Origin of the sequence: Actinomyces lilanjuaniae (genome assembly GCF_003606385.1) — a bacterium.
GTDB lineage: Bacteria > Actinomycetota > Actinomycetes > Actinomycetales > Actinomycetaceae > Actinomyces > Actinomyces lilanjuaniae.
This window is the reverse complement of sequence record NZ_CP032514.1, coordinates 488193-504635: the sequence shown is the minus strand read 5'-3', so window position 1 is coordinate 504635 and position 16443 is coordinate 488193. Positions and strand designations below refer to the sequence as shown.

At 70.9% G+C, this 16443-nt stretch carries 12 protein-coding genes, 3 tRNA genes and 1 pseudogene; 8 read left to right on the top strand and 8 right to left on the bottom strand.

Annotation, left to right across the window (positions count from 1 at the left end; genetic code table 11):
* Positions 1-2: 2 nt before the first annotated feature.
* The 4 genes from D5R93_RS02175 to D5R93_RS02160 are packed head-to-tail and all read left to right on the top strand — an operon-like array spanning position 3 to position 3373.
* Positions 3-1106, top strand: coding sequence for a hypothetical protein (locus D5R93_RS02175; RefSeq protein WP_120203535.1), 1104 nt, complete (start codon positions 3-5; stop codon positions 1104-1106).
* A 27-nt stretch (positions 1107-1133) separates the two neighbouring features.
* A complete protein-coding gene (locus D5R93_RS02170; RefSeq protein ID WP_120203532.1) occupies positions 1134-1952 on the top strand; it encodes a hypothetical protein in 819 nt (272 codons plus the stop codon).
* Positions 1953-1997: 45 nt separating this feature from the next.
* The gene (locus tag D5R93_RS02165; protein ID WP_120203530.1) at positions 1998-2561 is read left to right on the top strand and encodes a hypothetical protein; all 564 of its coding nucleotides are present in this window, start codon (positions 1998-2000) and stop codon (positions 2559-2561) included.
* A gap of 8 nt (positions 2562-2569) precedes the next feature.
* Complete coding sequence (locus tag D5R93_RS02160) at positions 2570-3373, top strand: hypothetical protein (RefSeq protein ID WP_120203527.1); 804 nt, start codon at positions 2570-2572, stop codon at positions 3371-3373.
* An 8-nt stretch (positions 3374-3381) separates the two neighbouring features.
* Here D5R93_RS02160 and D5R93_RS02155 read toward each other — a convergent pair whose 3' ends face one another.
* The 8 genes from D5R93_RS02155 to D5R93_RS02115 all read right to left on the bottom strand — a co-directional run bounded on the left by D5R93_RS02155 (position 3382) and on the right by D5R93_RS02115 (position 10476).
* A complete protein-coding gene (locus tag D5R93_RS02155) occupies positions 3382-4824 on the bottom strand; it encodes a DEAD/DEAH box helicase (protein ID WP_243106889.1) in 1443 nt (480 codons plus the stop codon).
* Positions 4825-5890: 1066 nt separating this feature from the next.
* Positions 5891-6508, bottom strand: coding sequence for an AEC family transporter (locus tag D5R93_RS13780; protein ID WP_243106888.1), 618 nt, complete (start codon positions 6506-6508; stop codon positions 5891-5893).
* Positions 6509-6516: 8 nt separating this feature from the next.
* Positions 6517-7491 carry an endonuclease/exonuclease/phosphatase family protein gene (locus D5R93_RS02140; protein WP_120203522.1) on the bottom strand — a complete coding sequence of 325 codons (975 nt, stop codon included), beginning with the start codon at positions 7489-7491 and terminating at the stop codon, positions 6517-6519.
* A gap of 3 nt (positions 7492-7494) precedes the next feature.
* The gene (gene msrB, locus D5R93_RS02135; protein ID WP_120203520.1) at positions 7495-7989 is read right to left on the bottom strand and encodes a peptide-methionine (R)-S-oxide reductase MsrB; all 495 of its coding nucleotides are present in this window, start codon (positions 7987-7989) and stop codon (positions 7495-7497) included.
* A gap of 174 nt (positions 7990-8163) precedes the next feature.
* Positions 8164-9924, bottom strand: a complete 1761-nt coding sequence (locus tag D5R93_RS02130; protein WP_119836337.1) for a mechanosensitive ion channel family protein — start codon at positions 9922-9924, stop codon at positions 8164-8166.
* 229 nt (positions 9925-10153) lie between these two features.
* Positions 10154-10226: transfer RNA gene (locus tag D5R93_RS02125), tRNA-Phe, on the bottom strand.
* Between the two features lie 51 nt (positions 10227-10277).
* Positions 10278-10351 (bottom strand) — tRNA-Asp (locus D5R93_RS02120).
* Between the two features lie 52 nt (positions 10352-10403).
* Positions 10404-10476 (bottom strand) — tRNA-Glu (locus D5R93_RS02115).
* A 255-nt stretch (positions 10477-10731) separates the two neighbouring features.
* Here D5R93_RS02115 and D5R93_RS02110 point away from each other — a divergent pair.
* The 4 genes and pseudogenes from D5R93_RS02110 (at position 10732) to D5R93_RS02090 (ending at position 16285) form a co-directional block, all read left to right on the top strand.
* On the top strand, positions 10732-11133 hold the full coding sequence (locus D5R93_RS02110) for a metallopeptidase family protein (RefSeq protein ID WP_119836336.1): 402 nt from the start codon (positions 10732-10734) through the stop codon (positions 11131-11133).
* Between the two features lie 534 nt (positions 11134-11667).
* Complete coding sequence (locus D5R93_RS02100) at positions 11668-12672, top strand: glycoside hydrolase family 3 N-terminal domain-containing protein (protein ID WP_120203518.1); 1005 nt, start codon at positions 11668-11670, stop codon at positions 12670-12672.
* Between the two features lie 159 nt (positions 12673-12831).
* The gene (locus D5R93_RS02095) at positions 12832-13713 is read left to right on the top strand and encodes an ABC transporter ATP-binding protein (RefSeq protein ID WP_119836334.1); all 882 of its coding nucleotides are present in this window, start codon (positions 12832-12834) and stop codon (positions 13711-13713) included.
* 4 nt (positions 13714-13717) lie between these two features.
* Positions 13718-16285, top strand: a pseudogene (locus D5R93_RS02090) (ABC transporter permease).
* The last annotated feature ends 158 nt before the right edge of the window (positions 16286-16443 follow it).

The following is a 16443-nucleotide window of genomic DNA, read 5'->3' as shown; positions in this document are numbered from 1 at the left end:
GCATGCCCACCATCGACGTCAAGGTTGTCACCCAGCCCTCCGACGCCTGGGACCTGCAGGCAGACCTGTCCTCCCAGGCCAGCAGCCTCGACACCGCCTCTACCGACCTGGCGAGCACCCGGCGGAGCGTTGCCAGCGAGGTCACCGGCCAGACGGGCTCCTCGGCTGCGGCCGCCCTGTCCAGCCAGGTCTCCACCCTGGACACCCTGTCCTCGGACGTGACCTCCCTGAGCTCGGCCCTGGACACCTTCGCCTACGCCATGAGCTCGGTGAAGACCCGCCTGGAGGCCGCCCGTGCGCAGGCGACAGGGGCGGGGCTGACCGTCTCCGGGGACCTCATCCAGGCGCCTGAGGACTCTTCGGACCCTGACTACGAGGCCAAGATGACCACCTTCAACCAGATCGCGGAGACGGTCGAGGCGGTCCGGGAGGACGAGACCAGCGCCCACGAGGAGCTGCAGTCCGCCTGCCGTGGGCTCTCCGGGCAGGCGATGACGGCTCAGTCGCTTGCTACTGTCGCAGCCGGGGGCAGCCAGGTCATCACCTGGGGCAGTCGTGGTGTGAGAATGGCTCAGTGGACAGCTATCAGCCGGATCTCCACCTTCCGGCCCCGGGACGCGTCAGGGCGCTTCATCAGCAAGGCGACCACCAAGGAGTGGGGGCGCTGGAAGACCGCCTGGGAGAAGACCAAGTCGAAGAACTGGCTCCCCAGGCCCGGCACCAAGGGCACCACGGCCTGGAAGATCCAGAACGCTGCGGGCAAGGCAGCGCCTGCGCTGAAGAAGGCGGGCATTGCCGGCACAGTCCTGTCAGGCGCGGCGACCGCCTGGGACCAGTACAAGAGCGACTCAGCCAACAACCCCTCCATGGGGGAGGGGACCAAGATCGCCCGGGCCACCGCCCAGGGGGTGTCCGAGGGAGTAGGAGGCTACGCAGGAGCAGCTTTTGGCGCGAAGGCGGGTGCGACACTCGGCGCCATGCTCGGCGGCCCCATAGGCATCGCCGTGGGCGGGATCGTCGGCGGGGCACTAGGAGCAGCCGCAGGGTCCAGTGTCGGGAAGGAGTTCGGGGGCTGGATCAAGGACAAGATAGGCAAGATCTTCTAGGCACCGGCCAGCACGAGAGGAGCCGTGATGAGGGAGTGGCTGTACCTGGTGGTCGGCGTGGTCCTGGGGGTGGTCTTTGTCGCCTACTGGGCGCTGGCCATGTTCTCCGACTCGGGTGTGGCCCGGCTCATCCGCGAGCTCGACGCCGAGTGGCTCAGTCGCGGCATCGACCACAGGAACTCCACCGCCCTGTCCATGCCCGCTTGCGGCACGGCCTTCCTGGCCGGCGCGCCCCTGATGGTGCTGGACATGAATGACGTCCGCATCGAGAACCTTGTGGACACCCTCGGCACCATCGGCACAGTCTCGCTCCTGGTCACATTCATCGGGTTCCTCCCGGTGAGGCTGCCCCGGTGGATGTACCCCCAGTGGCGGGAGGCCCGCCGCGCCCAGAAGCGCCACCACCGCATCACCACCACCAGCGGGCTGGACCCGCGCGCCGCCGCCCGCCTGGACCCCCACGCCACCACCACCGGCCCCCTCACGGCCGACACCGCCACCACAGCCAACCCGCCCGCCACCAGCTCCCCCACGACCGGCCCCGACCCCCGGGCCATCCCCTGGCCGCCGCCGGAGTGGCACAAGACCAAGAAGGACAGGCCCACCACCCTGACAGGCCGGATCACCCGCGCCCTGACCACGACCGCAGGCAACATCGTCTTCACCGTGGCAATGATCGCCTTCCTCGCACCCGCCATCCTCATCTCCGCCGCCCTGGGCCAGTGGAGCGTCTACATCACCGTCCCCATAGCCCTCACCATCTTCATCGCCACCGTCGTCGCCCTCCAAGACCACCGAAAAAGACACAAGAAGAAACACGCGTCCCGCCACCGATCCCAGCCATAACCACCACACCAGCAGACCCAGACAGCAACACCGGAGGAGCACCGTATGAGCCAGACCGACCCTCCCGAGCGGCTGACCAGGCGGCTGCTTGGCAACACTGTCAGCATGGCAGCGCCCGAGACCTGGGACCAGCTCGACGCCACAGCCCTGGCAGACATCACCCGCACTATCGCGCTGCCCGCCGACTCAGCTCCCAACGCCCTGGACCTGGTGTGCGCTGGCCCTTCTGGTGTCCCAGGATTCACCGACAACTGCGTGGTCACCGCCGTCAGCCTCCCCACCACGACCTCTGAGGCGGACTGGTTCCAGGAGTCTAGCGCCCAGATCCTGGCCGCGATCCCGGGCGTGCGCCCGATCGACATGGCGCAGTGGAACGGTGACCACGTCACCGGTCTCATGCGCAGTGGCGTCTACATCATGGACAACCGCTCCCTCACCTTCACCCAGTGGTCCTGGGTCCAGGGGCCAGTCTTCCTGGACACCGGAGTCCGGCGAGGCATGACCGCCACCTTCACCACCCCCACCTTCACCTGCGGGACCTCACTGCCTCTCTTCACGGAGATGGCGGCCACGCTCAGCGTCTTTGCCGACCCCGACACCGCCCCCTAGGAGCCTCCATGGCACAGCTCAACCTCACCGCAGACACGCCCGTAGCCGTGCTCAGCGACGCCGAGTGGCTCTCCGTGCGAGCCCTCTGCCTGGGCGGCCAGATCCCCCAGGACCGCACCGCCACCCGCCTGAGACGGGCCGGAGTCCTTGACAACCTCGGTATCACCAGGCAGGCGGCACCAGCCTTCCAAGCGGTGCCTACCGCGACACGGCACCTGGAGGTGGCGCGTGTCGAGCCGACAGCCCCGGAGAGACTGGTAGAGGCCTGGATCGGCCCAGCACGCACCACCGTCGTCAAACACGAGCGTGACGGCCTGCACGTCTACGGCCTGGACGCCTGCGAGGTGCCCTCAGCCTTCGCCGAGCTCCTCGACCTCGGCCCCCGTGACAACGTCGACCTCGGCCCGCACCACCTGCCCGCCGAGATCCTCACGCTCCTTGACTCCGGTGACGTCACAGCCCTGGACGCCGCGCTCTCCCAGCTGGCAGACACCCTCGACACCGGGGGTGAGCCGGGAGAGCCTGGCGGCCCCACCCCGCTGACCGAGGGGTTCAAGCACCGCACCTGGTCCCTGTCGCTCATCAGCACCCGCGTCCTGGGGCTCGAAGGGTGGCAGGTGGCTGACTCCCTCAACACCCTGTCCGTCCCCGAGTGCCTGTACGACCTCCAGGTCGAGGCCCCCACCTCGCCCCCGCTCGCCGGCCTGCGGGCACAGGAGTCCCGGGGTGGGGCGGAGCTGGTCCTGGAGCCCATCTCCTCCATCATGGCCTGGGGTGCTGTCAGCCCCTGGTTCTTTCCTCCCCGGTCCTGACAGCCGCGTCAGTGGCCCCCGGACCCAGGACCGCCCCGCCTGTCACCGCGCAGGTGAGGGGTGCGCCGGGCTGCGCGGGAAGACGCGCCAGCACCCCCAGAACCGCCCCGCCTGCCACCACCCCGGGCACGCCGTGACCTTCGGGACGCCCTCCTGCCGGACCCGACGTGACCCGCCTGACCAGCCTGGTCGCGCCGAGCCCCCTGGACGGCCTGGACGGCGGCCCCGCCCTTGACCGCCACACCCTCGGGCATGTCCTCGGTCGCCACCGGGCCTGCGACCTCCCCCACCAGGGCAGAGACGACGTCGTCGTCAGGTCGGACGCCACGCCTCGTCTGCGCCCGGATCCGGGCTTGACGCAGCAGCACCTCGACGTCACGCTCCTGCTCGGGCAGGACCAGGGTGACCGCCGTGCCCGCGGCTCCTGCGCGCGCGGTGCGCCCCGAGCGATGCAGGTAGGCCTTGTGCTCTGGGGGCGGGTCCACGTGCACCACCAGCTCCACGCCGCTGATGTCGATCCCTCGGGCGGCGATGTCGGTGGCCACCATGACGTGGACCTGCCCGGAGGAGAAGGCTCGCATGGAGCGCTCCCGCGCGTTCTGGCTCATGTTGCCCTGGAGCTCCACGGCGGGGACCCCGTCGCTGGTGAGGTTGCGGGCCAGGCGCCGGGCCTGGTGCTTGGTCCGGGTGAACAGGATCCGCTGACCTGTCCCGGAGGCCAGCCGCCGCACGACAGCATCCTTGGCCGCCTTGTCTGCCACGTGCAGCACCGTGTGGTCCATGGCCTGCACGGGCGAGCTGGCGGGGTCGACGGCATGGTGGAGCGGGTCGTGCAGGAACTCGCGGACCAGCCTGTCCACGCCGTTGTCCAGGGTGGCGGAGAAGAGCAGACGCTGCCCGTGCGCAGGTGTAGCGCGCAGGATGCGCCGGACACCGGGGAGGAAGCCGAGGTCCGCCATGTGGTCGGCCTCGTCCAGGACGGTGACGGCAACCTCGTCGAGGCTGATCATCCCCTGCCCCATGAGGTCCAGGAGCCGCCCGGGGCAGGCGACGACGACGTCCACCCCCCTGGCCAGGGCGCGTTCCTGGGGCCTCTGGGAGACACCGCCGAAGACCGTCGTCACGCTCATGCCTGCCGTGGCGGCCAGGGGCCTGATGACGTCGTGGATCTGCAGGGCCAGCTCCCGGGTCGGGACCAGGACCAGCCCCAGGGGTCGACCTGGGCGCGCCCTGTCCTGCTCAGCCAGACGCTGGACCACAGGGAGGCTGAAGGCGAGGGTCTTTCCGCTGCCAGTGCGGCCCCGCCCCAGTACGTCGCGCCCTGCGAGCGTGTCAGGCAGGGTCGCGGCCTGAATGGGGAACGGGGTGCTAAAGCCCCGGGAGCCGAGATCGGCGGCAAGGCTGGCCTCCACGCCGAGGGAGGAGAAAGAGGTCTCTGCGTCGGCAAGCACCCGGCCAGAGGTAGGTGCTTCGACAGGTCTGGGGGTCTTGCCGGTTCCCGCCCGCCCGGCGGAGGTGCCGGGGCTGGTCGCCTCTGCTGGCGTGACGGATCGAGCGGGTCGCGCCCGCCGAGCATGACGGGCTGCCTTCACAGGCCTGCCAGATCGAGCAGGTGGAGCGGTCGTGGTCGGCGTAGTCGGCACAGGGGTCCTGTCAGTCGGGGTATCCGCCACCACGTACCCGACGGCGCGTGCCCTCCGGGAGCCGCACCGGAGCAGGGCACCGAGCAGGACACCGGTGCGGGGCCGCAGCAGGGCGCTGGGCCAGCCGACATTATGCCGCACGGCCACGGCCTGGGCCACGGTGGCGATCCCTCACCCAGAGCTCCCGCTTGTGAGACGGGACATGGGAGCACCCCTGTGTACCGCCAACCAGGCCACGGTAGTGGGGGGCATAGCACCGAACAGCGAGACCGCGAAGCCTGCGCCGATGTAGGTCGAGGTGGCGGCGCCGATGAACACCAGTGGTGCGGGAACGACGGAGGCTGTAGTGGCCGCCTTCCGGACAGCATACGCGGGTAGCGAGGCATGCACCCGGGCATTCTGGCCCCACCGACAGACCCGGCCGCACGTCTTCACCTCCCGGCTGCAAGCCCTCCCGTTCAGCCCAGGAGGGCCGCCTCCAGCACAACCACGGGCACGAAGCCCGCTGTCGTCACCAGGACGGCGTCACGTGCCAGGTCCGTGGCCACCCCGTACCGGGAGGCGTACATGAACACGTTCTGGCAGTGGGCAGGCTGACCGTCACCACGGGAGCCAGCAGATCGCGCCCCTCCAGACCCGCAGCAAGACCAAGAGCCACAGCCGTGGCGGGCATAACCACCAGTTTCCAGCCCACAGCCCACCACAGGGCCGCAGTGCCCGTGCGGGGTCCCGACTGCCAGCCCGGTCGCTCTCGGTGTCCCTGGCACCTCCATCGGCACCGCCCTGGACTCCAGGCCCCTGACGCCGCAACGGCGCGGAGCGCCCGCAGCGCAGGGGCCGGGGCGCCCCGGCCAGGCTGGCCCCAGGGACAGCATCATGAGAGGCACCGCCACCCGTCCCAGCATGTCCAGCAACTGGGCGAGGTAGCCGCCAGCGGCCCCGTGCAGGTCCCACCCTGCCACGTTGAGGACCACCCCGCCGCTACTGCCCACAGCAGCGGGTTGCGCAGCGGCACGGTCAGGGTGGCGATCCGGGAGGGGCTGCCCCGCCGCGTCACGGTGTCAAGCACCAGGAAGACGACCGGGGTCACGACCAGGAGCTGGAGCAGCAGGACCGGGGTGATGGCCGTCGCGTCCCCCAGGACCAGGACGGTCACCGGTATCCCTAGGTTGGCTGCGTTGACGTAGCCAGAGGCCAGCGCGCCCACGACCGACTCCGCCACGCTGCGCCGCAGCACCAGGTGGTGGAGGAGCCCGGCGGCAAGGAGTGCCACCAGCGCGGAGGCCATGGTCGTCACGGTGGCTGCAGAGGCGACCACGCCCAGGTCCGCCTGGCTGACGGTCGTCAGCAACAGTGCCGGGGTCGCAGCAAAGAAGCACACCCGAGTCAGGACGGCGTCGGCGTCGGAGGGCAGCGCCCGTAGACGCACCAGCAGCCACCCCACGGCGATGACGAGGCCGAAGACCCCCAGCCCGGCGACGACCTCGGCCACGGCAGCCCTCAGGCCTGCGCGGGCGCCAGGTCCACCCAGGTACCTTCGTGGTCGGAGACCACGAAGGTACGGGTACCCCAGCTGAGGGCCCTGAGCGGCGGGGCCTGGCCGGGCCCGCCAGCCTGTCCCTCCAGCGGTTGTCCCTGGGTTCCGGTGGGCCACGGATCGGTCAGGAGGTGGTCGATCCGGCGGGAGGGTGCACCCGCCGGGAACGTGTGGCCCTGTCCGACCTGACGCGCCACACGGAGGGCCGCCACCCTTTCAGCGGGCAGGTTGTAGTCCCCCGCCAGGACGTGCGGCCCGGGCATCCCAGCCAGCGCCTCCCAGGCCCGGCGGAGCTGGCGGGCCGCCGTGTCCTGCCGGGTCGCCAGGTGGGTCGAGGCGACCGAGACCTGCCCCAGGGACGCGCAGGCCCGGCCGTCCAGCTCGACAGTAGCGGCCACCATGACCCTGCTGGAGGCGGGGAACAGCCGGTAGGAGCGCGGGTCCCAGGCGCGGTGTCCGCGACGCACCACGCTAGAGGGGCCACGTCCCAGCCGGGTGACGTGCCAGCTGCTCACCGGGTAGCGGGAGAGGAGGGCGTTGCCGTAGCCGACTGGCCGAGCGCCGACAGCAGCCCGCGCGGGTCCCAGGACGTCGTGGGTGGGCGCCTCCAGCTGGCTGCGCAGGGGTCGGCGCCGCAGCCCCGCCACCGGCCCCGCATAGCTGGCCGCAAACCGGTAGTAGGGCATACCCAGGGCCTGGGCCAGCACAGCAGCCTGGTGGAGGCGTCCGGAGCGAGCCTGGTGCAGGTCCACCTCCTGGAGGGCCACCACGTCGGGCGCGAGCTCAGCGACCTGCTCAGCCAGGGCGACCAGGACCGCCCGGGCGGCACCAGGGTCGGCGATACGGGCCGCGGACAGGGAGCCTGTCAGGGCGCTGCCATCCCCCGCCCCCGGTCCCGGCTGGCCGTGCAGGAGGTTGAGGGTGAGCACGCGCAGCACAGGTCAGGCCTGCTCGGTAGGCCCGGAAGCGTGCGGGCCTCCGGCATCCTCCGGCCCGGTCTCCTCCGCGCCCTCATCCATAGCCTCAAAGGTGAGGCTGACGGAGTTCATGCAGTAGCGCTGGCCGGTGGGGGTGTGGGGGGCGTCGTCGAAGACGTGCCCCAGGTGGGAGCCGCAGCCAGCGCAACGGACCTCGGTGCGGACCATGCCGTGGGAGGTGTCCGTGCTCAGGGTGACAGCGGTGCTGTCACGGGGGTCGTAGAAGGAGGGCCACCCGCAGTGGGAGTCGAACTTGGTGGCGGAGCGGAACAGCTCCGCCCCGCAGCCACGGCAGCGGTAGATGCCCTCGCGGTGCTCGTCCAGCAGGGCGCCCGTGAAGGGTCGCTCGGTGCCCGCCTCACGCAGCACGTGGTACTCCATGGGGGTCAGTGCAGCCCGCCACTGGGCGTCGGTCCTGGCGGCGGCGGAGGGGTCAAGGGTCGGCTCGGTGCTGGTCATGGCCCCATCGTCGCCCCTCGGACAGCCAGAGAGGGACAGCGTTCACGCAGCGGGAACACCCCCGGCACCGCTGACCACAGCGCACCCTCCTGGCAGCGGGCTACGGCGAGCAGGGCCGCCTGCAGACCCTCGCTCTGCCTCAGCAGCCCTGATCAGCAGCGTGACTCAGCGGCCCTAGGAGGATCCTCCAGGCTGACGCCTCCCGCCCTGGCCCGCAGGTCCGCCCGCCGACGTACCCGGCGTCGCCGGAGCTCCTGACGGATCACTCACTGCCGCCTGCCGTGGCGGCCTGCTCACGGGCTCTCCTGCAGGTCCACCCGTCTGCCTGCCAGTCGCCTCCTCTGCCGACCCGTCGGCGGGCCTGTCCCCCGGCCTGCCCGCTGACCCGCCTGACTCAGCCAAGGTCTCCATCTCCGTGGTGGGGAAGACGGTCGTCGGCTCCTGGCGGCCTGGGCGGGCGGCCTGTGGCTCGGGTGCGGCCTGCTCCTGCGGGTCACGTCGCAGCAGGCTGCGCCTGCGGGCGCGCTCACGCCGGATCCGGCGCAGCGGGGACAGGCCCCTGGCGGCCGCACGCAGCCGGGCCGCCTCAATCGGGTCGCTCGTGGCGGCGATCTGGGCAGTCACCGCCGCAGCGTCGTAGCCCTCCTCGAGACCCTCCGCCCTGGCACTGCCGGGCGTCGGCTGGGCTGCCGCCTGGCCGGAGGCGTTGCCGACCTGAAGTGCGGCCAGCTCCTCCGCCAGACGGGCCACCTGCTCGGGCGCAGGGTCCTGGGCGACCTCAACCTGGTCAACCTCCACTCGGGTACGGGGCAGGGCGTAGGATGCCTGCTTCTGGAACCAGGCGACAAGCTCCTCGTTGACGTAGCACTTCAGTGCCCACACGTCGCTGGGGTTCGCTCCGGACAGGGCGATCCTCAAGGTGACCGACCCTCCGGAGGCGTCGATGACGTCCAGGGAGGCCTGCCTCCCGTCCCAGGCCGGGGAGGAGGCCACGATCCGGGCCAGCTCGGCCCGCACCGCCGAGACCGGGACCCTCCAGTCCAGGTCGATGGTGAGCGTCCCGGTGGTCTGGGTGCCCCTCCGGGACCAGTTGGCGAAAGGGTTCTGGGTGAAGTAGGTGGAGGGCAGCACCAGGCGGCGATCGTCCCAGGTGTGGACCACGACATAGGTCAGGGTGATCTCCTCGATGGTCCCCTGCTCGTCGTCGACGACGACGACGTCGTCCACCCTGATGGCGTCGGAGGTGGCCAGCTGGATGCCGGCGAAGACGTTGCCCAGGGTGGACTGAGCGGCCAGGCCGGCGATGACAGAGACCAGGCCCGCCGAGGCCAGGAGGGAGCCCATGGCGACACGCGCGCTGGGGAAGGTCATGACCACGCCGACCAGGCCGCACACGATGAGGACGACCTGCGCAACACGGCGCATGATCTGGCTCTGGGTCGTGACCCTGCTGGTGCGCCCCTCGTCCCCGGAGGCCCGCACCCCGCTGACCACCGAGGCCTCGACAGCCCTGACCATACCGACCACCAGCCAGGTCCCTGCCATGATCGAGGCGATGAGCAGCAGGCGCGAGACGACCGTGGAGGTGACGGAGTTACTCATGCTTGTCAGGGCGACCTGGACACCGAGGTAGGCCCCTGTCATGGCCCCGAAGACGTAGGCCGCCCGGTGGCAGAAGCGGGCCAGCTCGGCATACAGGCCCCGACGTCGGCCCAGCAGCCGCAGAGTCACCAGGACAACGAAGGCGACGGCCAGCCCGATGAGCGCCCCCACACCCGCGTGCACCGCAAGAGTCAGGAGGCTGATCGTGGTCTGGGTCACCGCCTCCAGGGAGACGTCCACCGTCGGGGAGTCCGAGGGAACCGGGTCGTCCGATTCCCCGGCTGCCGCCAGCAGACCGACAGCAGGCATGGGAGGGAGGGCAGCGGAGAGCATGGAGCCAGGGTAGGACTGGTGCCTGTGGGGCTCCTGAGGGAGGCACGCCGCTGTGACCGCGAACGACGCAGGACAACTCTCCCAGCCGGGGCGCCCGGGCGCCTCAGACACCCCCTGCCTCACACCCATACCTCAGCCATCCCAGGCCAAGTGGGCCAACTGCCCAGGTCAGCAACCCGCCGGGACGACGAGACCCCCGGGACCTTGTGAGTCCCGGGGGCCGTCGCAGTGGCTCCGACCGGCGTCGATCCGGTGACCTTTCGATTTTCAGTCGAACGCTCTACCAACTGAGCTACAGAGCCTGGAGACGACGCCGACCCGATCAGACCTGACCGGGTCAGCGCCAGCGTCCGCGACCTCGACGGGACTTGAACCCGCGACCTCCGCCGTGACAGGGCGGCGCGCTAACCAACTGCGCCACGAGGCCTCGTTCGGCACGAAGCCTGGCTCCGAGGAGCTGTTCCACTGTACCCGAGCCGTACCCCCAACGGGATTCGAACCCGTGCTACCGCCGTGAAAGGGCGGGGTCCTAGGCCGCTAGACGATGGGGGCGCTGAGGCCTTGGCGTCCTCGCACCTCGAACCGGGAAGAACACTAGGTGCCTGCTCGGCGTCCACGCAAATCCTCGTGGCGTGACCCTGCTCACCAGTGCTCACCAACGCTCACCAACGCATAGCCGATCCTCGGCGACCGACTTTCTGCGGCTGCACAGAAGGCACGACAGGCAGACGAACAGTGGCAGGACGTCAGGACGTCGGGACGCAGTAAGCAGTGACAAGTACCGGCCACCTGTGACAGGCTCACGGCATGACCCCACCGGTGCACCTGTCGGAGCAGGAGTTTGAGGAGGCCGTCAGTGAGGCGCTCGACCTCATCCCGCCCGACCTCGCCGAGGCGATGGACAACGTCGTGGTCCTGGTGCAGGACGAGCCCGACCCCGACATGCTGCGTGACCGCGACAGCGGTGTCGGCTCACGGCACGGCCCGCCCACGCTGCTGGGGCTCTACCTCGGAGTCCCCCTGACCGAGCGTGACGAGGGCTGGTCCATGGTGCTGCCAGACCGCATCCTCATCTTCCGTGGCCCCCTCCAGCGCTGGTGCTCCACCCGGGAGCAGCTGGTGGAGGAGGTCACAGTCACTGTCATCCACGAGGTCGCCCACCACTTCGGTATCGACGACGCCCGCCTCCACGAGCTCGGCTGGGGGTAGCCTGCTGCGCCCCGCCCCGCGCACCTCAGGCACCGTCCCACGGTCTCGCGCGGGTCCCACGCCCCCGGTACACGTCCCACGCGCCCCTGGCGCTGCCCTCCCCACGGTCCCCTAGTGTCTGACCATGGAAGACCGCCGTCCCACCACTGCGGGCGACCCCCTCCCACCGGAGCACGCCGCCAGCACCCGACACCAGCCCGGAGCACGGCGAGTGCTCCCCCTGCCTCCAGCGGCCACCCTCCGCTCTCTCCCACCAGCGCCCACCCTCCGCTCTCTCCCACCAGCGCCCACCCTCCGCTCTCTCCCACCAGCACCCGCCCCCTGCGCCCGAGCCGACGCCGTGCGGTCACGGCCGCCGTCCTGGGTGCCACGGCCCTGGTCGGCTGCTCCCGCGGCACCACCCCCGCCGCAGCCCCCGCAGCCTCCTCGTCGGCGCCCCCGGGTGCCTCCACAGCGTCCTCGGGGTCCCCAGACCCGACAGGCCCGGCCCCCTCCGCCTCTCCAGACCGCCTCGCCGGCTGGAGCCTGGAGGAGATGGTCGGCCAGCTGGTCATGGTCGGCACCGACGCCGACCAGCTCTCCCCCGCAGCCACGGACGCGGTGTCCACTCATCACGTCGGCAGCATCTTCCTGGCCGGACGCTCCCAGGTCGGCAGCCAGGCCGTCGCTGAGACCGTCGCCGCCCTCACCGGCTCCGCCAGCACAGGCACCGCCGGCAGCACACCGATGCTGGTGGCCACCGACCAGGAGGGCGGCGAGGTGCAGGTGCTGTCCGGGCCGGGTTTCTCCGCCATCCCCTCCGCCCGGGACCAGGCGGGGCTGACAGCTGAGGACCTGCGCTCCCAGGCCTTGGCCTGGGGCCAGGAGCTGGCGGCCTCGGGGGTGACGATGAACCTGGCCCCTGTCGCCGACCTGGTCGATATCGCCAGCCCCGCCTCCAACGAGCCTATCGGACGCTGGGGGCGCGGCTACGGCGGTGACGCGGGCACGGTCATCGCCCAGGCGGCCGCCTTCGCGGAGGGGATGCGGGCTGCGGGCGTGGTCCCCACCTGCAAGCACTTCCCCGGACTGGGACGGGTCACCGCCAACACCGACACCGCCAGCGGGGTCACCGACACCGTCACCACCCGCACCCAGGACGAGGCCGTGTCCGTGTTCGCCGGGCTCATCGACGCGGGCGCCGAGGTCGTCATGATGTCCTCGGCCGTCTACACCCTGCTGGACGACACAGCGCCCGCCGTCTTCTCCCCGGTGGTCGTCACCGAGATGCTGCGAGGAGACCTGGGCTTTACCGGGGTGGTCATTACCGACGACCTCTCCGCCGCCGCGCAGTTGCAGGAGTGGGAACCCGGGCAGCGGGCGGTGCAGGCGGTGCGAGCCGGATGCGACCTGGTGCTGGCCTCCGCCGACGCCGCTGTGGCCGCTCCCATGGCCCAGGCCCTGGTGGCTGCCGCGCAGTCCGACCCTGCGCTGGCGGCTCGGGTGGAGGAGTCCGCCCTGCGGGTGCTGGCCCTCAAGGACTCGCTGCCAGGAGCGTAGGAGGCTCCCGCTCAGACGCCTCCGCACACGACACCACCCGGCTCCCTGGCTCCGTCAGCACCTGCGGCCGTCTCCTCCTTCCGAAGGAGGAGACGGCCGTCTCGCCCCCCCTGCCCTGGTAGGAGACAAGCCCCCGGGCAGCATGCAAAACTCACCGGCATGAGCAGTCACAGCGTCCCGAACTCACCCCCGGCCTCTTCCCTTCTCGCCCCTCACCGCCACGTGGACGACCCCGTCCTGACCGCCCGCGCCCTGACCAAGGTGTACGGCCGTGGCACGGGCGCAGTCACGGCCCTGGACGCCGTGGACGTGGACATCCCCCGTGCCCGCTTCACTGCGGTCATGGGTCCCTCCGGCTCCGGCAAGTCCACCCTCATGCACTGCCTGGCCGGCCTGGACTCGGTGACCTCGGGCACCATCATGCTCGACGGCGACGAGGTCTCCGCCATGAGCCAGCGCCGCCTGACCAGGCTGCGTCGCGAGCGCATCGGCTTCATCTTCCAGTCCTTCAACCTGGTGCCCACCCTCACCGCCGCCGAGAACATCACCCTCCCCCTGGACATCGCCCGTCAGAAGGTAGACAGGCAGCGCTTCGACCAGGTGGTGGAGGCCGTGGGCCTGTCCGACCGGCTGTCCCACCGCCCCGCCGAGCTCTCCGGCGGACAGGTCCAGCGCGTGGCCTGCGCCCGGGCGCTGGTGGGCAAGCCTGCTGTGGTCTTCGCCGATGAGCCCACCGGCAACCTGGACTCCCAGTCCACCCAGCAGGTGCTGGCCATCCTGCGCACCAGCGTGGACGAGCTGGACCAGTCGGTGGTCATGGTGACCCACGAGCCCGACGCGGCCGCCTGGGCCGACACGGTGCTCTTCCTGCGTGACGGCCACGTCGTGGCCGAGCTGGCCGACCCCAGCCGCGACCACGTGCTGGACGCCCTGCGCGAGCTGGGCGACGACCGGCAGGACCAGGGCCAGGGCGGCCAGCAGGACGCCACCGGCCCAGCTGAGTCAACCGGCCCGGCCGACTCAACCGACACGGAGGCCTGATCACATGGTCCGTGTCGCCTGGCGCTCTGTGCGCGCCCATGCCAGACAGTTTGTCCTCACCGCCCTGGCCGTCGTGCTGGGAGTGGCCTTCCTGTCAGGGACCCTCGCCCTGCGCGGGGTCCTGTCCGACACCTTCTCCGCGCTGACCTCCTCGACCATGACCCGTGACCTCTACGTCTCCGGCGAGCCGGTGGAGGGCACCGAGGGGACCGCGTCCTTCGTGACCCAGCCGCTCGACTCCTCGCTGGCGCAGGTGGTTGGCGAGGTCGACGGTGTCGACGTCGCCAACCCGGCCACAAGCCTGATCGGCGTCCTGGTCGCCGCCGACGACACCCCCGTCACCTCCTCCGGCGCTCCCACCCTCCTGCTGCCGATCTTCGACCAGGAGCCGGGACTGACCTGGGTCCAGGGCCGGGCCCCCTCAGGTGAGGGGAGATCGTCCTGGAGTCCGCTGCCCTGGAGCGCTCCAGCCTGGCTGTCGGGATACCACCCACGTCGTCGTCCAGGGCGAGCCCCGGGAGGTCACGGTCGTCGGTGAGTTCACCTACGGCACCTCCATGGCGGGGCCACCCTGGTGGGCATGGACGACGACTGGCTCCTGCCCCTGGCCGCCCCGGACGGCCGGGTCTCCCAGATCGCCGTCACAATAGAGGACGGTGCCTCCGTCACCGAGGTCAGGGACGCCGTCGCCGAGGTCCTGCCCGACGGCGTGCGCGTCCAGACGCGCCAGGAGAGCATCGACGAGCAGAACGAGTACATCGAGTCGCTCCTAGGCTTCGCCCAGACCTTCCTGCTGGTCTTCGTGGTGCTGGCGATGTTCGTGGGCTCCTTCATCATCATGAACTCCTTCGCCATGAGCGTGCGCCAGCGCCAGAAGGAGTTCGCCCTCCTGCGGGCGGTGGGAGCCTCGCCTGCCTCCGTGTTCGGCACGGTGTTCCTCCAGGCTGTCATTATCGGCCTGGCCGGCTCGCTCCTGGGCGTGGCCGCGGGCACCGGGCTGCTCCAGGGCATCGTGGCCCTGCTGGAGGCCGCAGGGATGCCGCTGACCGACGGGATCTCCATGTCGGGCGGGGTTGTCGTCACCTCCGTCGTGGTGGGGCTGCTGGTCACCGTGGTGGGTGCCCTGCTACCCGCCCGTGACGCCGCCCTGACCCACCCCGTGGAGGCGATGCGCGACGTGTCCGGGGCACGGGAGAAGTCCCTGGTGCTGCGCACCGTCATCGGCGGCCTCCTCCTGGCGGCTGGCACGGCGGCTGTGACCGCTGCCTGGGTCAACGAGGGCCTGGAGCAGCGCACCCTGGTGCTGGGTCTGGGGGCTGGCGGGGTCATCCTGGGGCTCCTGACGGTCTCCCCGGTGCTGGCACGGCCCGTCGTCTCCCTCCTGGGGCTGCCCTTCCGGGCGCTGCGCCCCTCCGGGCGCCTGGCGGTACGCAACATCATCCACAACCCCCGGCGCACCGCCAACACCTCCGGCGCCCTCATGGTGGGGATGGCCCTGGTGTGCGCGGGGGCCACGATAGCCGCCTCCACGAACTCCTCGGTGTCAGACGCGGTCAACGACTCGATGAAGGCCGACTTCCTCATCCAGCCCGCCTCAGCCACGACCGTCTCCGCCCAGATCCCCTCCGGTATCGCCACCGACCTGGGCGAGATCGACGGGGTGGCGGGTACGGCGCCCTTTGTCTACGCCTCGGTGTCAGCCACTGCGGAGGACAGCTTCCAGGAGCCGATGGCCGGGCTCAACGTCTCCGACTCCCTCGCCTTCCTGGAGGCCTATGACCTGGAGGTCACCGAGGGGGACATGGCCGACCTGGACTCCACCCACGTGGCCGCCTACAGGAGCACCGAGCTGCACGTGGGGGACACGGTGACCCTGACCGGCCCCCTGGGGGCGGTGGAGGCCACCGTGGCGGCGGTCATCGACCCGCAGGGTCTCTCCGGCAGCTTCAGCGCACCTCCCGAGCTGGCCGTAGAGCTAGGTTCCTGGACGGGGGCGCTGCCCACCGACCCCGATCAGGTCCTGGCCTCCCCCTCCGGTACCTTCCTCACCCTGGAGGAGGGGGCAGACGCGGACCAGGTGCGCCGCGAGGCCGAGGACATCCTGGCTCCCACCTACCAGTACGCGGTGCTGGACGCCGACGAGCTCTCTGACATGGTCGGCCAGCAGGTCAACCAGATCCTCGCCATCCTCTACGGCCTGCTGGGACTGTCGATCGTCATCGCCGTCCTGGGCATCGTCAACACCCTGGTGCTCTCGGTGGCGGAGCGCACCCGGGAGATCGGCCTCATGCGCGCCGTCGGCCTGGGCCGCGCCCAGCTGGGCGGGGAGGTCATGGTGGAGTCGGTCCTCACCTCCCTGTACGGCACCGTCGTGGGCGGTGCTGCCGGGCTGCTGCTGGCTGCGGCCCTGCGAGCCGTCCTGGAGGACGACGGGCTGACCACCCTGACCATCCCCTGGGGACAGATGGTGGGGATGCTGGTCCTGTCCGTGGTGGTCGGCGTTGTCGCCGCCGTATGGCCCGCGATGAGGGCCTCCCGCCTGCCGGTCCTCGACGCCATCGCCACCGAGTAGGAGGACGAGCAGGGGGAAGAACCACGGGACCCTGACGGCTGCCACGCCAACCACGGCGGCCCTCACGCGAGGGGGCGGGCTGAGCCAGCGGCTAGGCCGCGCACTCAGCCCGCCCCCTCGTCACCCGCCCCGGGGCCTGTCCCTGGGCTTCACTCGTC

Coding starts and splice junctions, on each gene's coding strand:
- D5R93_RS02175 (WP_120203535.1), top strand. CDS start 3: ATGCCCACCATCGACGTCAAGGTTGTCACCCAGCCCTCCGACGCCTGG.
- D5R93_RS02170 (WP_120203532.1), top strand. CDS start 1,134: ATGAGGGAGTGGCTGTACCTGGTGGTCGGCGTGGTCCTGGGGGTGGTC.
- D5R93_RS02165 (WP_120203530.1), top strand. CDS start 1,998: ATGAGCCAGACCGACCCTCCCGAGCGGCTGACCAGGCGGCTGCTTGGC.
- D5R93_RS02160 (WP_120203527.1), top strand. CDS start 2,570: ATGGCACAGCTCAACCTCACCGCAGACACGCCCGTAGCCGTGCTCAGC.
- msrB (WP_120203520.1), bottom strand. CDS start 7,989: ATGACCAGCACCGAGCCGACCCTTGACCCCTCCGCCGCCGCCAGGACC.
- D5R93_RS02130 (WP_119836337.1), bottom strand. CDS start 9,924: ATGCTCTCCGCTGCCCTCCCTCCCATGCCTGCTGTCGGTCTGCTGGCG.
- D5R93_RS02110 (WP_119836336.1), top strand. CDS start 10,732: ATGACCCCACCGGTGCACCTGTCGGAGCAGGAGTTTGAGGAGGCCGTC.
- D5R93_RS02100 (WP_120203518.1), top strand. CDS start 11,668: ATGGTCGGCCAGCTGGTCATGGTCGGCACCGACGCCGACCAGCTCTCC.
- D5R93_RS02095 (WP_119836334.1), top strand. CDS start 12,832: ATGAGCAGTCACAGCGTCCCGAACTCACCCCCGGCCTCTTCCCTTCTC.